The organism is Deefgea piscis, from assembly GCF_019665785.1.
GTDB lineage: Bacteria > Pseudomonadota > Gammaproteobacteria > Burkholderiales > Chitinibacteraceae > Deefgea.
Window position 1 is genome coordinate 2958259 of the sequence record NZ_CP081149.1, and the last position, 15485, is coordinate 2973743.

The following is a 15485-nucleotide window of genomic DNA, read 5'->3' on the forward strand; positions in this document are numbered from 1 at the left end:
GCGGCGCTGGAGTGCTTTTAGCCTGATGCTGCGTTACAAAGCGCTGGCGTAGAATGACTACGCTACGCGCTTCGTGCCTTGCCTCAGGCCAAAATCCGCGCAAACGCGGTTGGCAAACCAAACGTCAACAGACCTTAGATACCGCGCATGGCGCGCAAATTAAATCAGTTTCAGGCTAGAGGCAATCAATTTAATTGATTACCATGGCCGCTGTTCGCTGTCGCAAGCCTTTTTTGGAGTTGTCATGACTTATCTTTATAGCTTATTCGCCCTCACCATTGGCCTGATTATTCCACTGCAGGCGGCCATTAATAACCAACTCAAATCCGTTATCGGGCACAGTACTTTACTGGCGGCCTTAGTGTCTTTCTCAGTGGGTACGCTAGCCCTACTCTGCATCAGTCTGGCGACTGGGCAAAAAATAAGCGCACTGGCGCAACTACCGAAAGCCGAGCCGTGGATGCTGCTGGGGGGCTTACTGGGTGCGGTCTTTGTTTTTGGCACCACGTTGATCGCACCGAAACTCGGCGCAGCGACGATGTTGTCGCTCATTATCACCGGGCAAATTATTGCCTCAATGCTGTTTGATCGATTTGGCTGGTTTGCCATGCCGATGAAAGATTTAAGCTGGCCACGCTTACTCGGCGCAGCATTCATTGTTGTTGGCGTGGTCTTGGTGAACTTTGGCAATGATTGGCTTAATGCCAAGCCTTAAACGCAGACTGGCCAACCAATACACTTGTCTTTGACGATACTTTTAAATAGCCACGCAAAAGCTTTCAACAATTGAAATAATACTTGTTAAATCAATACATTACTGACACTTTTATCAATTCACTAGTCATTTTCATCCCCAGAATATTAATATGTTTTTGCTTACAAAAACCGAGTCGAACAGCAATCGTTTTCTGGCATAACAACCTTGCCATTGAACGAATATTGCTCTCCTATGGTTCTTGTAATTTAAAAACAGCACTCGGCGGCGTCACCGATCGAAGTGCAATAAAAGGATGGAGACGGTATGTCAGAAATGAATCGTTGGATGTTGGCGGCAATCCCCGCCATGATGATCAGTGCTTATGCCCATGCTGCACCGGTATGGAGCGAAGGCAGTACTTACAATGCAGGCACAATCGTCAGTTACAAAGGGCTCAATTACAGCGCCCTCGTTACGCACACCGCTTACGTTGGCGCCGGCTGGACGCCGGATACCACGGCCACACTATGGAAAGTAGCGGCAAATAGCAGCACCGCGCCGACGGCCCAACCTAGCCCTAGCCCGACCGCCTCACCCACGGCGACCCAAACACCTGCGCCAACACCAACGCCAAGCATTGCGCCCACGGCGACACCGACCACAGCCCCCACTACCCCAAGCAATTGCAGCACAACGTGGAATAGCGCCACCGCCTATCAAGGCGGACAGCGCGTGGTGTATAACAACATCACTTTTGAAGCCAAATGGTGGGTACAAGGCACGATCCCATCGACCAGCGATCAATGGGGTCCGTGGAAAAACTTAGGCAGCTGCAACGGCGCGACGCCGATACCGACGGTAAAACCAACGGCAACGCCTACTGCAATACCAACTGCAACACCAACTGCAACACCAACTGCAACACCAACTGCAACACCAACTGCAACACCAACTGCAACACCAACGGCAACACCAACGGCAACGGCAACGGCAACACCAAGCTCAGTGCCAACGGCAACGCCGACCAGCAGCCCAGTGGCCGCCTATAAGCCGCAAATTAGCTATGTGGCAGCACCAGCAGGCTATCCAAGCGCAGCGCAATTTAGCGCGGCTGAGCGCGCTTTGTATGCCCAAGCGGGATCAGACAGCCAAACCATCGATCGAATTCGTGCGGCGCTACAAGTTCGCCCCGACAATATTGTGAATGCCGTTAGCCCAGGCGCAGCGAGCAATCCAGACAACGTTAAACGCGTTGAACGGGTATTGAGCTTGGCGAAATTTGATTATTTCTTCCCGGTTCGCAATGTGAAATACACCTACGATAGCCTGCTCAAAGGGGTGGCTAAATTCCCAGCCTATTGCGCAACGTATACCGATGGCCGTGATTCTGATTTGATTTGTAAAAAACTGCTGGCCACCTCGTTTGCTCACTTTGCCCAAGAAACTGGCGCCAATTGGCCTTCACTCACGCCTGCCGTTGCGCGCGGTTATCCTGAGCAAAATAATGCCGTGTTAGCCACACTCGAGCAAAACGTCGCGATCCCGACTTTCCGCCAAGGTTTATGGTTCTTGCGTGAGCAAGGCATGGTCGAAGGCAACGGCACAGGCGGTTATCAAGACTGCTTTAACGGTGCCGGTAGCTCGATTTTCTCGATTTTCTACCCTTGCAGCAAAAATGCCCAAGGCCAAAACCTGAGCTATTTTGGTCGTGGTTCCAAGCAACTTTCGTGGAATTACAACTACGGCCCATTCAGTAAATCACTGTATGGCGATGTGAATGTTTTACTCGATAAACCCGAATTGGTTGCCGATACGTCGCTCAATTTTGCCTCAGCGATTTGGTTTGCGGTGTATCCACAGTCACCAAAACCACCGATGACTTGGGTGATTGACGGCACTTGGGTGCCCAATCAAGTGGACGCGGCCAACAATATGAAGCCGGGCTTTGGTGCCACCACCTACATCATTAACGGTGGCATTGAATGCGGTAAAGGCAGCGAAGTCTCGCAATCGCTCAATCGGATTGCGGCGTATAAAGAGTTCACCAAAGAACTAGGCATCGACATTAGCGGTGAGCAGCTCACGTGTGGCAATTCAAAAGGCTTTACCGATGGCTCGGCAGCAGCCACCAAAACTTATTTGGATAAAGGCTGGAATTACAACCCGAATAATCCGGGCGGCGTAGCGTGGTCTTGCCAATTAGCCACTTACCAAACACCGTTTAGCCTGGCCAATCCGGGTGATTATCAAGCTTGCGTTGATTACTTCTTCCGTGGCCAAGTGAAATTTAACGGCCAAATCGTCATCGACAACAGCAAATAATCATTCGCCGCAGCAGTAAAACCCAATAAAAAACGCCGTTCATTTAATTGTGAACGGCGTTTTTGTTCATCAAGCGAATGACTCGATCAACCTAGACTCAACGTATGTATTGGCATTGCTAATTGCATTGGCGCAGGTGCAAGCTAATGTGACAACCGTGCCGCAGGCACTTAAAATCAGCAATACTGAATCCAAACAATACCGTTTATTGATGGGTATATCTGTTTAGACATTATCAAAAATAGCCAACAGACACATACCCTACACCAAACCTTTTTGCTGTGCCCAAAATACGCCAGCAATGGTTTTAGCATCGGTAATGCTGCCATCGAGTACGCCAGCAATCAGCTCAGGCATGCTCATCGTAATGCTTTCTAAAAATTCACCATCATCGAGCTGACGCTCACCGGCAGTTAAGTCTCGCGCCAAATACAATTTAATTTCTTCGTCGGTATACGAAATAATCGGGTGAATCACCCCCAGATACTCCCAAGACGCGGCGCTATAACCGGTTTCTTCTAATAATTCGCGCTGCGCGCAAGCCAAAGGATCTTCGCCAGCGTCGAGTTTACCGGCAGGAAACTCAATAAACACCCGATCTAAAGGATAACGAAATTGCCGCTCAAGCAATAATCGGCCATCGGCCAGCTGTGGAATCACCATCACCGCACCTGGGTGCTTAATATATTCACGCGTTGCCGTGCTGCCATCAGGCAAACGCACGGTATCGCAAAAAGCATTGAGCAATTTACCTTTAAATAAGGGCTGGCTAGAGAGCGTTTCTTCGATTAAATGGCGATCTACTGACATGATATTGATCCATAAAAAAAGGCGACCTTGCGGCCGCCCAGTTTAACGCGTTTTGTAAGTGATCAAGCAAAAGTTGGCTGTCAACCTTACCTTAGCTTGCCATAAAACAGTTTATGAGTGCTTAAAGCTTGACCGCCTGCGTATGCCAAATCCGATCGGCGTATTCTTGAATCGTTCGATCCGATGAAAAATACCCCATTGCCGCCACATTTAAAATGGCTTTTCGCGCCCAAAGATCGGGCTTAGCAAATAGCGCATCCACTTTGGCCTGCATGGCGACATAGGCTTCAAAATCGGCCAATAATTGGTAATGATCGCCCCAATTGACCAAGGTATCAAAAATCACCCGATAGCGCTCTGGCTCACTCGGGCTAAAAAAACCCGACGCCAACATATTGAGCGTATCGCGTAGCGCTTTATTGTTTTCATAAATGCTGCGCGGATTGTAACCATCACGGCGTAATGCGCTAACTTCTTCGCTGGTATGGCCAAAAATAAACATATTATCGCCACCAATCGCCTCTTGCATTTCCACATTAGCACCATCCAATGTGCCAATGGTTAATGCACCATTGAGGGCAAATTTCATATTACCGGTGCCCGAAGCTTCTGTGCCGGCAGTGGAAATTTGCTCGGATAAATCGGCAGCCGGAATAATCATTTCGGCCAAACTCACGCTGTAATTGGGTAAAAACACCACCTTTAATCGATCACCAATTCGCTCATCATTATTAATTTTAATGCCGATATCATTAATGAGTTGAATAATCAATTTAGCCATGTGGTAGGCCGACGCGGCTTTACCAGCAAAAATCACCACGCGGGGTTGCCACTTTTTATCTGGCTCGGCCAAAATTTGCTTATACCGCGTAATCACATGCAAAACATTGAGCAATTGCCGTTTGTATTCATGAATTCTTTTAACCTGTACATCAAATAAAGCATTTGGATTAATCACGCCGCCTAAAGTACGCGCCACATACATGGCTAAACGCTTTTTATTGGCTAATTTAGCTGCGCGAAACTCAGCCACAAATAGGGGATAATCGGCGTGGGCTTTTAATTCAACGAGTTCATTTAAATTGCTGCGCCAAGTTTGGCCTATGGTTTTATCGATTAAATGCGATAATTCAGGATTGGCCAAAGCCAACCAACGGCGCGGCGTCACACCATTGGTCACATTGGTAAATCGATCTGGATATAAACGCGCAAAATCAGCAAAAATAGATTCAACCATCAATGCCGAATGCAGTGCTGATACACCATTCACTTGATGGCTGGCAATCACCGCCAAATACGCCATTCTGACTTTTCTTTCTCCCTGCTCGTCAATTAAAGAGACGCGACGTAAAAAGTCAAAATCATTCGGGACCATCAAAGCGACTTCTTTTAAAAAAGCCTCATTCAAATCAAAAATGATTTTTAAATGCCGAGGTAATAATCGCCCCAGCATATTTACTTCCCACGTCTCTAAGGCCTCAGACATTAAAGTATGATTGGTATAGCTAAATACTTTACCGGTAATGGCCCACGCTTCACGCCATTCATAATGATAATCATCAATCAATAAGCGCATTAATTCCGGAATCGCCAACACCGGATGAGTATCATTTAAATGAATCGCGACTTTATCGGCCAAATGATCCAAATTTTCATGCGTGCTTAAATAGCGATGAATAATATCTTGCAAACTCGCGGCAACAAAAAAATACTCTTGGCGCAAACGCAATTCTTTACCGACTAAAGTGGAATCATCGGGATATAAAACCCGCGATACGTTTTCAGAGAGATTTTTTTCCTCTACCGCCGAGAAATAATCGCCCTGATTAAACTTAGATAAATTAATTTCACGCGTAGAGCGCGCCGTCCACAGCCGCAAGGTATTAGTCGATTTAGTGGCAAACCCCGGAATAATAATATCGTGCGCCACCGCCAAAACATCGTGCTGGCTATCGAGCCAGCGCACACTGGTGCCTTCTTGCTCGAGTCGCCCGCCAAAACGCACTCGATAGCACACTTCATCACGTGGGAAATCGACAATATTGACCGATCCCAACCAAGTATCGGGCACTTCAACTTGGCGGCCTTCAATAATGCGCTGCTTAAACATACCAAATTGATAGCGAATGCCGTAGCCCATGCCCGGAATACCCAAAGTCGCCATCGAATCTAAAAAACACGCCGCCAAACGCCCTAAACCACCATTGCCCAACGCCGCATCGGGCTCTAGACCCACTAATTCATCGTAATCAACACCCATGTCATCCAGTGCCGTTCGCACCACGTCTTCCATATCCAGCGCCAATAAGGCATTGGATAAGGCGCGACCAATCAAAAACTCCATCGATAAATAATACACCCGCTTTAAGTCTTGCGAATATTGCGCGCGAGTGGTTTCCATCCAGCGCTCGACCATTTGATCGCGCACCGCTAAAAACGTTGCTTCCATCCAGTCTTTGGGCTGCGCAGCACGTGGGTCTTTGCCAATGGAGTACATTAATTTATTGGCAATGGCTTTTTTCATGCTTTCGGCATCATACAAAGCCGTCGAGTCATATTGGAAAGGCAAACTCATGGTCGAACTCCCAAACGAAAACGATTTCAATATCGCCTTAAACGCACAAATAAGCTGCGACTTCGCGCAAGCTAAGCGCCTAAGCTACGGTATAAATCATGGTATTGCATGGCTGCGCTATGCCAGCCAAAATCGGTGCGCATTGCTTCTTGCCGCACCGCTTTCCAATCTTTAGGTCTAGCCCACAAAGCAAAAATGCGGCGAATACCCTGGGTGAGTTCTTCTTTAGAGAAGCCATTAAATACCGCGCCGGTGGCAATACCGTCCTGTAGGTTTTCTAAAGAACAATCCATCACCGTGTCGCTCAAGCCACCCACGCGGCGCACCAAGGGCAGCGCGCCGTATTTCAAGCCGTATAACTGCGTTAAGCCGCATGGCTCAAAGCGACTTGGCACCATGATCACATCACTACCGGCCATGATTTGATGCGAAAATGCTTCGTCGTAGCCGATTTTTACCGCAACTTGCAGCGGGTTGTCGGCGGCCGCGGCAACAAAAGCCGCTTCCATTGCGGCGTCGCCACTGCCTAGCAATACAAACTGCCCGCCGCGATCGGTGATTTCATTGAGCGTGGCTAACACCAAGTGCAAGCCTTTTTGCTCGGTTAAACGGCTGACAACGGCAAATAATGGTTTTTCTGTGGCGTGCTCTAAACCCATTACCGCTTGCAATGCCGCTTTACACTTGGCTTTGCCAGCTAACTTATCCACGCTATAACTCGCGGCAATCAAGGCATCGCTCGCTGGATGCCAAACGGCCTCATCAACACCATTTAAAATGCCAGACAACACGTCTTGCCGCGTGCGCAATAAGCCGTCTAAGCCACAGCCTTGCTCTGGTGTGCTAATTTCTTGAGCATACGTTGGCGATACCGTCGTGATGCGGTCGGCGTAATAAATTCCCGCTTTCATAAACGAGATTTGCCCATGAAATTCCAGCCCATTTAATGCAAAAAAATGCGCGGGTAACTCAAGTTGCGCAAATTGATTGGCAGGAAAAATCCCCTGATACGCAAGGTTATGAATCGTAAACACGCTTTTGGCCGGACGCCCAGCCGCAGCCAAATACGCTGGCACTAAACCAGCATGCCAGTCATGCGCATGCACAATGGCGGGTCGCCAATAGGTATCGATCCCTTCGGCAATGCGCGTTGCTACCCAGCCCAGTAGCGCAAACCGCAGATGATTGTCAGGATAAGGGTGATGATTGCCGTCTTGATACGGATTGCCGCCTCGGGCATATAAATGCGGCGCGTCGATGACATACACCCCAATATCATCTTGCGTGCGGCCAAACTTCAAACAGACCTTGCCGGCAAACGTCTCCAACGTGGCGACATCACTCACCGCAGTTAAGCCAGCGACTATCGATGGAAAACCCGGCAATAACACACGAACATCGCAAGCCAAAGGCGCTAAAGCCAAAGGCAGCGCCCCCGAGACATCCGCCAAGCCACCGGTTTTGAGTAATGGAAACATTTCGGCACAGACGTGGAGTACTCGCATGATTTAAAACCTTGTCGAAAGTTAATCGTTGGCGCTTGAAGGACCGGGACGGGACGGGGATTTGGGATTTGGGATTTGGAAAAAGACTTCATTCCCCACACCCTATTCCCTATTCCCTATTCCCTATTCCCTATTCCCTATTCCCTATTCCCTATTCCCTATTCCCTATTCCCTATTCCCTATTCCCTATTCCCTATTCCCTATTCCCCATTCCCCATTCCCTACAACTTAGCCAGCATATCTCGTGTCACCAAAACAACGCCGGTTTCTGTGCGATGAAAGCGGCGTTCGTCGTCTTCGGCGTTTTCACCAATAATGGTGTTTTCGGGGATTTCGCAGGCGCGGTCAATAATGCAGCGCCGAATGCGCGAGCCGCGGCCGATCACCACTTGCGGCAAAATCACCGCTGAATCAATGGTGCAAAATGAATGAATCCGCACTTGCGAAAACAACACCGAATTAATCACCAGCGAGCCCGAAACAATACAACCGCCAGCGACTAAAGAATTGAGCGTCATGCCGTGGCTGCCATTGCGATCTTGCACAAATTTGGCGGGAGGCAATTGCTCTTGCAGCGTCCAGATCGGCCAATTGGTGTCATACACATCGAGTTCTGGCGTAACCGAGGCCAAATCTAAATTAGCCGCCCAATACGCGTCCACCGTCCCGACGTCGCGCCAATACGGCTCGCCGCTGGACTCGGTCATCACGCACGACAAACTAAACGGATGCGCAAAAGCCTTGCCTTCTAAAACACTTTTGGGAATTAAATCTTTGCCAAAGTCATGGCTAGAGCCAGCGAGCACAATATCTTCTTCAAGTAAGCGCTCTAAATAATGGGTATTAAAAATATACACGCCCATTGAGGCCAAAGAGACATTGTCATTACCCGGCATAGCGGGTGGTGACTCGGGTTTTTCGATGAAATCGATGATTTTTCGTGATTCATCAACCGCCATCACGCCAAAAGCACTCGCCTCTGCGCGTGGCACTTCGATGCAAGCAACGGTGACTTCGGCGCCGAGCAAGACATGGTCCACCAGCATGCGTGAGTAATCCATTTTATAAATGTGATCACCCGCCAAAATCACCACGTATTCCGAACGATAGGTGCGCAAAATATCCAAATTTTGATAAATCGCATCGGCGGTACCGCGATACCAATGCTCTTCGTCAACACGCTGCTGCGCGGGTAGTACATCGACAAATTCATTCATTTCATTGCGCAAAAAAGACCAGCCGCGCTGCAAATGACGCATTAAAGAATGCGATTTATATTGCGTAATCACGCCAATTCGGCGCACACCCGAATTAATGCAATTGGATAAAGCAAAATCAATAATGCGAAACTTACCGCCAAAATAAACCCCGGGCTTGGCGCGATGATCGGTCAATTGCTTGAGCCGAGAACCACGCCCTCCCGCTAACACCAGCGCCACCGCACGGCTAGGTAATTGACGCGCTAAAGTGGCTTTATCTATCAATTGCATTTCCATGGGTCTTGCTCCGTATTATTTAGGCGCGGCGCTGTTTGAAGTACCTGCATTGCAGGCACTTCAAGCACCAGTCAACGAATCCGTTTAAGTCACAACACTTGCCGCCTCACGGCCAGTGCGCGCTTTGATTTGCGCCAATTGTTCGGCAATAACAATTAATCCAGCCAAAGCGGTTTGCGTTGGCACGGCATGCCCAGCAGCATCGGCGACGAATTTTTCGAGGTAAACGCGCAGCGTTGCCCCGTCTGTGCCGGTACCCGACAAGCGAAACACCACTCGGCTGCCATCCGTCATCACCACGCGTATGCCTTGCTGCTCGCTGCGTGAACCATCAATCGGGTCGTCATAAGCAAAATCATCGGCCAGTTGCACGGTAAACTCCCCGAGAGTTTGCCCCGCCAAAGTCGCTAGCTGACCGCGTAAATGCGCCATCAAGTCATTCGCTGCCGCCGTATCGAGCGCTTCATAATCATGCCGCGAATAAAAATGCCGGCCATATTCTTGCCAATGTTGCGTCACAATGGTTTCAACCGACTGCCCAGTCACCGCGAGTAAATTGAGCCAAAACAACACCGCCCACACGCCGTCTTTTTCGCGCACATGGTCTGAGCCCGTGCCATAGCTTTCTTCGCCGCACAAAGTCACTTGGCCAGCGTCGAGCAAATTGCCAAAAAATTTCCAACCGGTTGGTGTTTCAAAGCAAGCAATGCCGCGCTTTTTGGCCACCGCATCCACCGCACACGACGTGGGCATAGAACGCGCCACGCCAGCAATGCCCCGCGCATAGCCTTTGATTTTCTCGGCATTGGCCGCCATCACCGCCAAACTATCAGATGGGGTGACGATAAAATGCCGGCCTAAAATCATATTGCGATCGGCGTCGCCATCACTGGCCGCGCCAAAATCAGGCACGACGCTGCCGCGCTCGCCAAATAAATGCGCCACCAAATCATCGGCATACACTGGATTAGGGTCAGGGTGTAAACCGCCAAAATCAGGCAGCGGAATGCCATTGACCACCGTGCCTTGCGGCGCGCCAAGTAAGTCCTCAAGAATGCGTTTGGCGTACGGGCCAGACGCGGCTGACATCGCGTCAAATCGCATCTGATGCCCAGCAGCAAACCAAGCGCGAATCGCGGCAAAATCAAATAAATCAGCCATTAATTCGGCATAATCGGCAACCGAGTCGAGCACCACCACCTGCATATTGCCAAGGGTATATTCACCAACAGCATCAATATCTAGGTCTGGCGCTGTATACGTCTGGTATTGATTGATGGTTGTCGTGCGGGTATAAATCGCTTCGGTGATTTTTTCTGGCGCTGGCCCGCCATTACTGACGTTGTATTTGATACCGAAATCGCCATCCGGCCCGCCTGGATTGTGCGAAGCCGATAACACAATCCCGCCCACCGCGGCGTATTTGCGAATGAGGCAGCTCACCGCTGGTGTTGAGAGCAGACCCGCTTGACCCACCAACACCTTGGCAACACCATTGGCGGCGGCCATTTTTAAGATGGTCTGCACCGCGACACGGTTATAAAAGCGACCATCACCACCCAGCACCAGCGTTGCGCCGTTTAATTCGGGCACCACATCAAAGATCGCTTGTACGAAGTTTTCTAAATAATGCGTTTGCTGAAATACCGTTACTTTTTTGCGTAAACCTGAAGTACCAGGACGTTGACCAGCATAAGGCTGGCTTGCTACGGTTAAAACACTCATTCGATCCTCTTTAATCGCCTTGATTACGGCTTAAATCTCTTTGTAAAATCGTGACGCTACGCGCCGCAACGCGGCAGTCTTTGCCGCTAAAGTCTGACTGTGGGTCACCAGTACTGGCTAAGCGCATGGCCCAAATGCCGGCCGGCAAATGAAAATGAATCTGATGCGCTGAAGCATTCATCAGCACCAATAGATTTTTGGCTAAACACACCATCAACGCGCGGCCTGCGGCGTCTTCCCAATCATGCGCCTGCAAAGGCTGGCTCGATGGATTGAGCCAAACCACATCTTGAATATCATCTTCGTCGGGCTGACCCGTCCACCATCGGCTGTTTTGCAACACCGCACATTCTCGGCGAATTTTAATCAGTTCGGCGACATAATCTGTCAGTTTGTGATCGGCTTGTGACCAATTGAGCCAAGAAATCGCGTTATTTTGACAATACGCATTATTATTGCCCTCCTGGGTGTGGCCGATTTCGTCCCCCGCCAGCAGCATTGGCGTGCCTTGGCTGAGTAATAAAGTGGCTAAAATCGCCTTGGTCGCCCGCATCCTGAGTAATAAAATCCCCGGATCTTCGCTCGGCCCTTCCAAGCCACAATTCCAACTGTAATTGTGGCCATGCCCATCGCGGTTATGTTCTTTATTGGCCAAATTATGCTTGTGGTTATACGAAACCAAATCACGCAAATTAAAGCCATCATGCGCGCTAACAAAGTTAATTGATGATTTAGGACTCCGGCGCTGCTTATGAAAGATATCGCTGGAGGCCGCAAAACGCCGCGCAAACAAGGCGCGATTCACGCCATCATGCAGCCAAAATTTCCGCATGGCATCTCGGTATTGATCATTCCATTCGGCCCATCCTTGCGGAAAATGCCCGACTTGGTAACCGCCTGGGCCAATGTCCCAAGGCTCGGCAATCATTTTCACCATGGATAACTGCGGATCTTGCGCAATAGCGGCAAAAAATGGCGCGTTGCTGGTAAAGTGCCCGTCTAATCGCCCCATAATCGGTGCTAAATCAAAGCGAAAGCCATCGACATGGCATTCGTTCACCCAATAGCGCAAGCTATCCATCACCAATTGCAACACCCGTGGATGCGAAACATTGAGCACATTGCCGCAACCACTCCAGTTTTCATAATGCGCAGCGTTATTTGCCGTCAGCACATAATAATTGGCGTTATCAATGCCGCGAAAAGACAGCGTCGGCCCCATATGATCTTGCTCGGCGGTATGGTTAAACACCACGTCTAAAATCACTTCGATGCCTGCTGAGTGCAAGGCTTTGACCATATCGCGAAATTCTGACAACGGCGTAGTGCCGGCGCGGTGCGACCAATAACTGGCTTCAGGGCTAAAAAAATTAATGCTGTTATAACCCCAATAATTTTGCAGACCGAGCTGCATCAAGCGCGGCTCATCCAAATGCCAATGCACCGGCAGCAATTCAATCGCGCTAATGCCGAGCTGTTTAAAATATGCCAGCATCACCGGATGGCCAATGGCCGCGTATGAGCCGCGAATTTCAGCGGGAATATCCGGATGCAACTGCGTCAAACCACGCACATGTGCTTCGTAAATAATTGTTTTTGACCAATCGGTATTGGGCGCTTCATCATCGCCCCAATCATAGGGCTCATGAATCACTCTCCCCTTCAAAGCCACGGTGGTATTGTCATCAACACAAGCCAATTCGGGGCTGGCAGGCTGATACCCAAAGTACAACGGGCTATCAACCCATTGGCCAACGATGTCTTTGGCATAGGGATCAAGCACCACTTTATGCGGATTAAACCGCTGGCCTTCGGCGGGACGATAAGGGCCACTCACTCGATAGCCATACACCAGGCCAGGCTGGGCATCGGGTAAGTAGCCGTGCCAAATACCATGACTGCAATGCTCAATCGCCAAACTGGCGGTTTCAACGAGTCCGGTGTCATCAAACAAGCACAAGGTAACGGCGCTGGCGTTTTCGCTAAAGAGCGCAAAATTAACCCCATCACCATCAAATGTGGCCCCCAAGGGATAGGGCGTCCCCTTGCTTAGCATGCGGTTTCACTCCAGCGTAAATACAGTGTTGCTAATGGGGGTATCGTCATGCAGATAGAATTCATCCTGCCATGTGCTGAAATACCCTCACTCAGTAGCAGGACATTGCCCAAATTACTGCCACCATAAAAATACGAATCGCTATTGAGTATTTCTTGATAAAAACCCGCTTTGGGCACGCCAAGGCGATAACCATGTCTGGGCACTGGCGTGAAATTACTCACCACCACCACAAATTCATCGGCGACATCACCGTGGCGAATAAAACTAAAAATCGACTGCTCACCCTCATCATGCGCAATCCACTCAAAACCGCGCGGTTCAAAATCGAGCTGATACAGCGCGGCTTGGCTGCGGTAAGTGCGGTTTAAATCCTTCACCAATTGCTGAACGCCACGATGATGTCCATGTTCGGCATCGAGCAAATGCCAATCCAAACTCGTTTCGTGTTGCCACTCCGCCACTTGCGCCAACTCGCAACCCATAAACAGTAATTTTTTCCCCGGATGCCCCCACATAAAGGCGTAATACGCGCGCAAATTGGCAAATTTTTGCCAATCATCCCCCGGCATTTTGCTCAACAGCGAACCCTTGCCATGCACCACTTCATCGTGCGACAAAGGCAACACAAAGTTCTCGGTAAAGGCGTACACCAAACCGAAGGTCATTTTGTGATGATGATATTGGCGGTTAATTGGGTCTTCTTGCATATACGACAGCGTGTCGTTCATCCAACCCATATTCCATTTGTAATGAAAGCCCAAACCGCCCATCGCTGGCGGGCGCGATACCGCAGGAAATGACGTTGATTCCTCGGCCAAAGTCACGGCAGAGGGTCGCTCCACGCCAACAACTTCATTCATCCGGCGGATAAAATCAATCGCTTCGAGGTTTTCTCGCCCGCCAAATTGATTGGGAATCCATTCACCGTCTTTACGCGAATAATCGCGGTACAGCATCGAGGCCACCGCATCCACCCGCAGCCCATCAATGCCATAGCGTTCCAACCAATACAGCGCATTACCGATCAAAAAATTGCGGACTTCATTGCGACCAAAGTTGTAAATCAGCGTATTCCAATCGGGATGAAAGCCTTCACGTGGATCGCTATGCTCGTACAAAGGCGTGCCATCAAATTGCGCCAAACCATGTACATCGGCCGGAAAATGCCCCGGCACCCAATCTAAAATCACCCCAATGCCAGCAGCTTGGAACGTGGCCACCATAAAACGAAAATCATCTGGGGTACCATATCGGGATGTCGGCGCATAAAGACCTAGCGGCTGATACCCCCATGAACCATCAAATGGATGCTCGCTAATCGGTAGCAATTCAATATGGGTAAAGCCCATATCGAGCACATAGGCGAGTAATTCAGTAGCGAGTTCGCGATAAGTGAGCCAGCGATTTGCGTCTTCTGGTCGCCGCCGCCAAGAGCCCAAATGCACTTCATAAATCGAGATCGGGGCATTGAGTGCATTGGCCGCTTTGCGGCTTGTCGTGCCTTCAATCCATGCCGGCAATTGCGCCACTCGCGACGCTGTAGCTGGGCGTAATTCCGCCGAAAACGCATACGGATCAGCCTTACACTCCACCCGCCCTTGCTGATCGGTAATTTGATATTTGTAGGCTTGGCCTGCTGCCACCTGCGGCAAGAAAATCTCCCATACGCCGCATTCTTTGCGTAAGCGCATGCCATGGCGTCGACCATCCCAGCAATTAAAATCGCCAACCACCGCCACCCGCTGCGCATTGGGAGCCCAAACGGCAAAACTCACCCCAGCAACACCATCTTGGGTACAAAAATGTGTTCCCAGCCGCTCGTAAGGACGTAATTGATTGCCTTCGGCCAATAACCATAAATCCATTTCGCCTAAAATCGGCGCAAAGCGGTATGGATCGTCAATATCATCCGTCTTATCTTGCCATTGCACGCGCAAATGATACGCAAAGCAATGCACCCGGCGTGGCACCACCACAGCAAAAAAACCGCGCTCATCAATACACTCAAAATCGGCTAGCTTTTTACCGGTTTTACTTTCGATTAAACTGCAATGTTTCGCCGTAGGTAGCCAAGCTCGCACTTGCACCGTGTTGTCAACGATATGCATACCCAAGAAAGAAAATGGGTCCGCATCCAGACCAGAACAAACTGCAGCAACGCGGGCTAAATCAACTGAAATCATCGAAACCTCGATCGGCGGTAGCTTGCGCAATGATTGTTTATAGTCAAACCTAAGACTAACTGCTGAGTTAGCAGGGCTTACCGATCTTATGTGTTTGCCACTAGCTTACGCAA

Annotated in this window: 10 protein-coding genes; 3 read left to right on the plus strand and 7 right to left on the minus strand. The window is 49.7% G+C overall.

The features are described from left to right. Positions 1-53: 53 nt before the first annotated feature. The 3 genes from K4H25_RS16995 to K4H25_RS13820 all read left to right on the plus strand — a co-directional run bounded on the left by K4H25_RS16995 (position 54) and on the right by K4H25_RS13820 (position 3019). Positions 54-179, plus strand: coding sequence for a hypothetical protein (locus K4H25_RS16995; RefSeq protein WP_255587687.1), 126 nt, complete (start codon positions 54-56; stop codon positions 177-179). A gap of 65 nt (positions 180-244) precedes the next feature. After that, positions 245-715 carry a DMT family transporter gene (locus tag K4H25_RS13815; protein WP_221021023.1) on the plus strand — a complete coding sequence of 157 codons (471 nt, stop codon included), beginning with the start codon at positions 245-247 and terminating at the stop codon, positions 713-715. A 306-nt stretch (positions 716-1021) separates the two neighbouring features. Then, positions 1022-3019: a glycoside hydrolase family 19 protein gene (locus K4H25_RS13820; RefSeq protein ID WP_221021024.1), complete on the plus strand. Its 1998-nt coding sequence runs from the start codon at positions 1022-1024 to the stop codon at positions 3017-3019. A 261-nt stretch (positions 3020-3280) separates the two neighbouring features. Here the strand turns inward: K4H25_RS13820 and K4H25_RS13825 are convergent, their stop codons facing one another. From K4H25_RS13825 to glgB, 7 genes are all read right to left on the minus strand, one after another. Then, positions 3281-3829, minus strand: a complete 549-nt coding sequence (locus tag K4H25_RS13825; protein WP_221021025.1) for an NUDIX domain-containing protein — start codon at positions 3827-3829, stop codon at positions 3281-3283. Between the two features lie 121 nt (positions 3830-3950). Then, the gene (locus K4H25_RS13830) at positions 3951-6404 is read right to left on the minus strand and encodes a glycogen/starch/alpha-glucan phosphorylase (protein ID WP_221021026.1); all 2454 of its coding nucleotides are present in this window, start codon (positions 6402-6404) and stop codon (positions 3951-3953) included. Between the two features lie 71 nt (positions 6405-6475). Beyond that, positions 6476-7909 (minus strand): glycogen synthase GlgA, encoded by a 1434-nt coding sequence (gene glgA / locus K4H25_RS13835; protein WP_221021027.1) that lies wholly within the window; start codon positions 7907-7909, stop codon positions 6476-6478. 221 nt (positions 7910-8130) lie between these two features. Beyond that, positions 8131-9405, minus strand: a complete 1275-nt coding sequence (glgC, locus tag K4H25_RS13840) for a glucose-1-phosphate adenylyltransferase (protein ID WP_221021028.1) — start codon at positions 9403-9405, stop codon at positions 8131-8133. A gap of 84 nt (positions 9406-9489) precedes the next feature. Then, positions 9490-11130, minus strand: a complete 1641-nt coding sequence (locus K4H25_RS13845) for an alpha-D-glucose phosphate-specific phosphoglucomutase (RefSeq protein WP_221021029.1) — start codon at positions 11128-11130, stop codon at positions 9490-9492. A gap of 10 nt (positions 11131-11140) precedes the next feature. Beyond that, positions 11141-13186 (minus strand): glycogen debranching protein GlgX, encoded by a 2046-nt coding sequence (gene glgX / locus K4H25_RS13850; protein ID WP_221021030.1) that lies wholly within the window; start codon positions 13184-13186, stop codon positions 11141-11143. Then, complete coding sequence (gene glgB / locus K4H25_RS13855; RefSeq protein WP_221021031.1) at positions 13180-15372, minus strand: 1,4-alpha-glucan branching protein GlgB; 2193 nt, start codon at positions 15370-15372, stop codon at positions 13180-13182. The genes glgX and glgB overlap by 7 nt, the downstream gene beginning before the upstream one ends. Between the last annotated feature and the right edge of the window lie 113 nt (positions 15373-15485).

What these genes read in the sequence shown, in the direction of transcription:
- K4H25_RS16995 (WP_255587687.1), top strand. Translation starts at nt 54, where the DNA reads ATGACTACGCTACGCGCTTCGTGCCTTGCCTCAGGCCAAAATCCGCGC.
- K4H25_RS13815 (WP_221021023.1), top strand. Translation starts at nt 245, where the DNA reads ATGACTTATCTTTATAGCTTATTCGCCCTCACCATTGGCCTGATTATT.
- K4H25_RS13820 (WP_221021024.1), top strand. Translation starts at nt 1,022, where the DNA reads ATGTCAGAAATGAATCGTTGGATGTTGGCGGCAATCCCCGCCATGATG.
- K4H25_RS13825 (WP_221021025.1), bottom strand. Translation starts at nt 3,829, where the DNA reads ATGTCAGTAGATCGCCATTTAATCGAAGAAACGCTCTCTAGCCAGCCC.
- K4H25_RS13830 (WP_221021026.1), bottom strand. Translation starts at nt 6,404, where the DNA reads ATGAGTTTGCCTTTCCAATATGACTCGACGGCTTTGTATGATGCCGAA.
- glgA (WP_221021027.1), bottom strand. Translation starts at nt 7,909, where the DNA reads ATGCGAGTACTCCACGTCTGTGCCGAAATGTTTCCATTACTCAAAACC.
- glgC (WP_221021028.1), bottom strand. Translation starts at nt 9,405, where the DNA reads ATGGAAATGCAATTGATAGATAAAGCCACTTTAGCGCGTCAATTACCT.
- K4H25_RS13845 (WP_221021029.1), bottom strand. Translation starts at nt 11,130, where the DNA reads ATGAGTGTTTTAACCGTAGCAAGCCAGCCTTATGCTGGTCAACGTCCT.
- glgX (WP_221021030.1), bottom strand. Translation starts at nt 13,186, where the DNA reads ATGCTAAGCAAGGGGACGCCCTATCCCTTGGGGGCCACATTTGATGGT.
- glgB (WP_221021031.1), bottom strand. Translation starts at nt 15,372, where the DNA reads ATGATTTCAGTTGATTTAGCCCGCGTTGCTGCAGTTTGTTCTGGTCTG.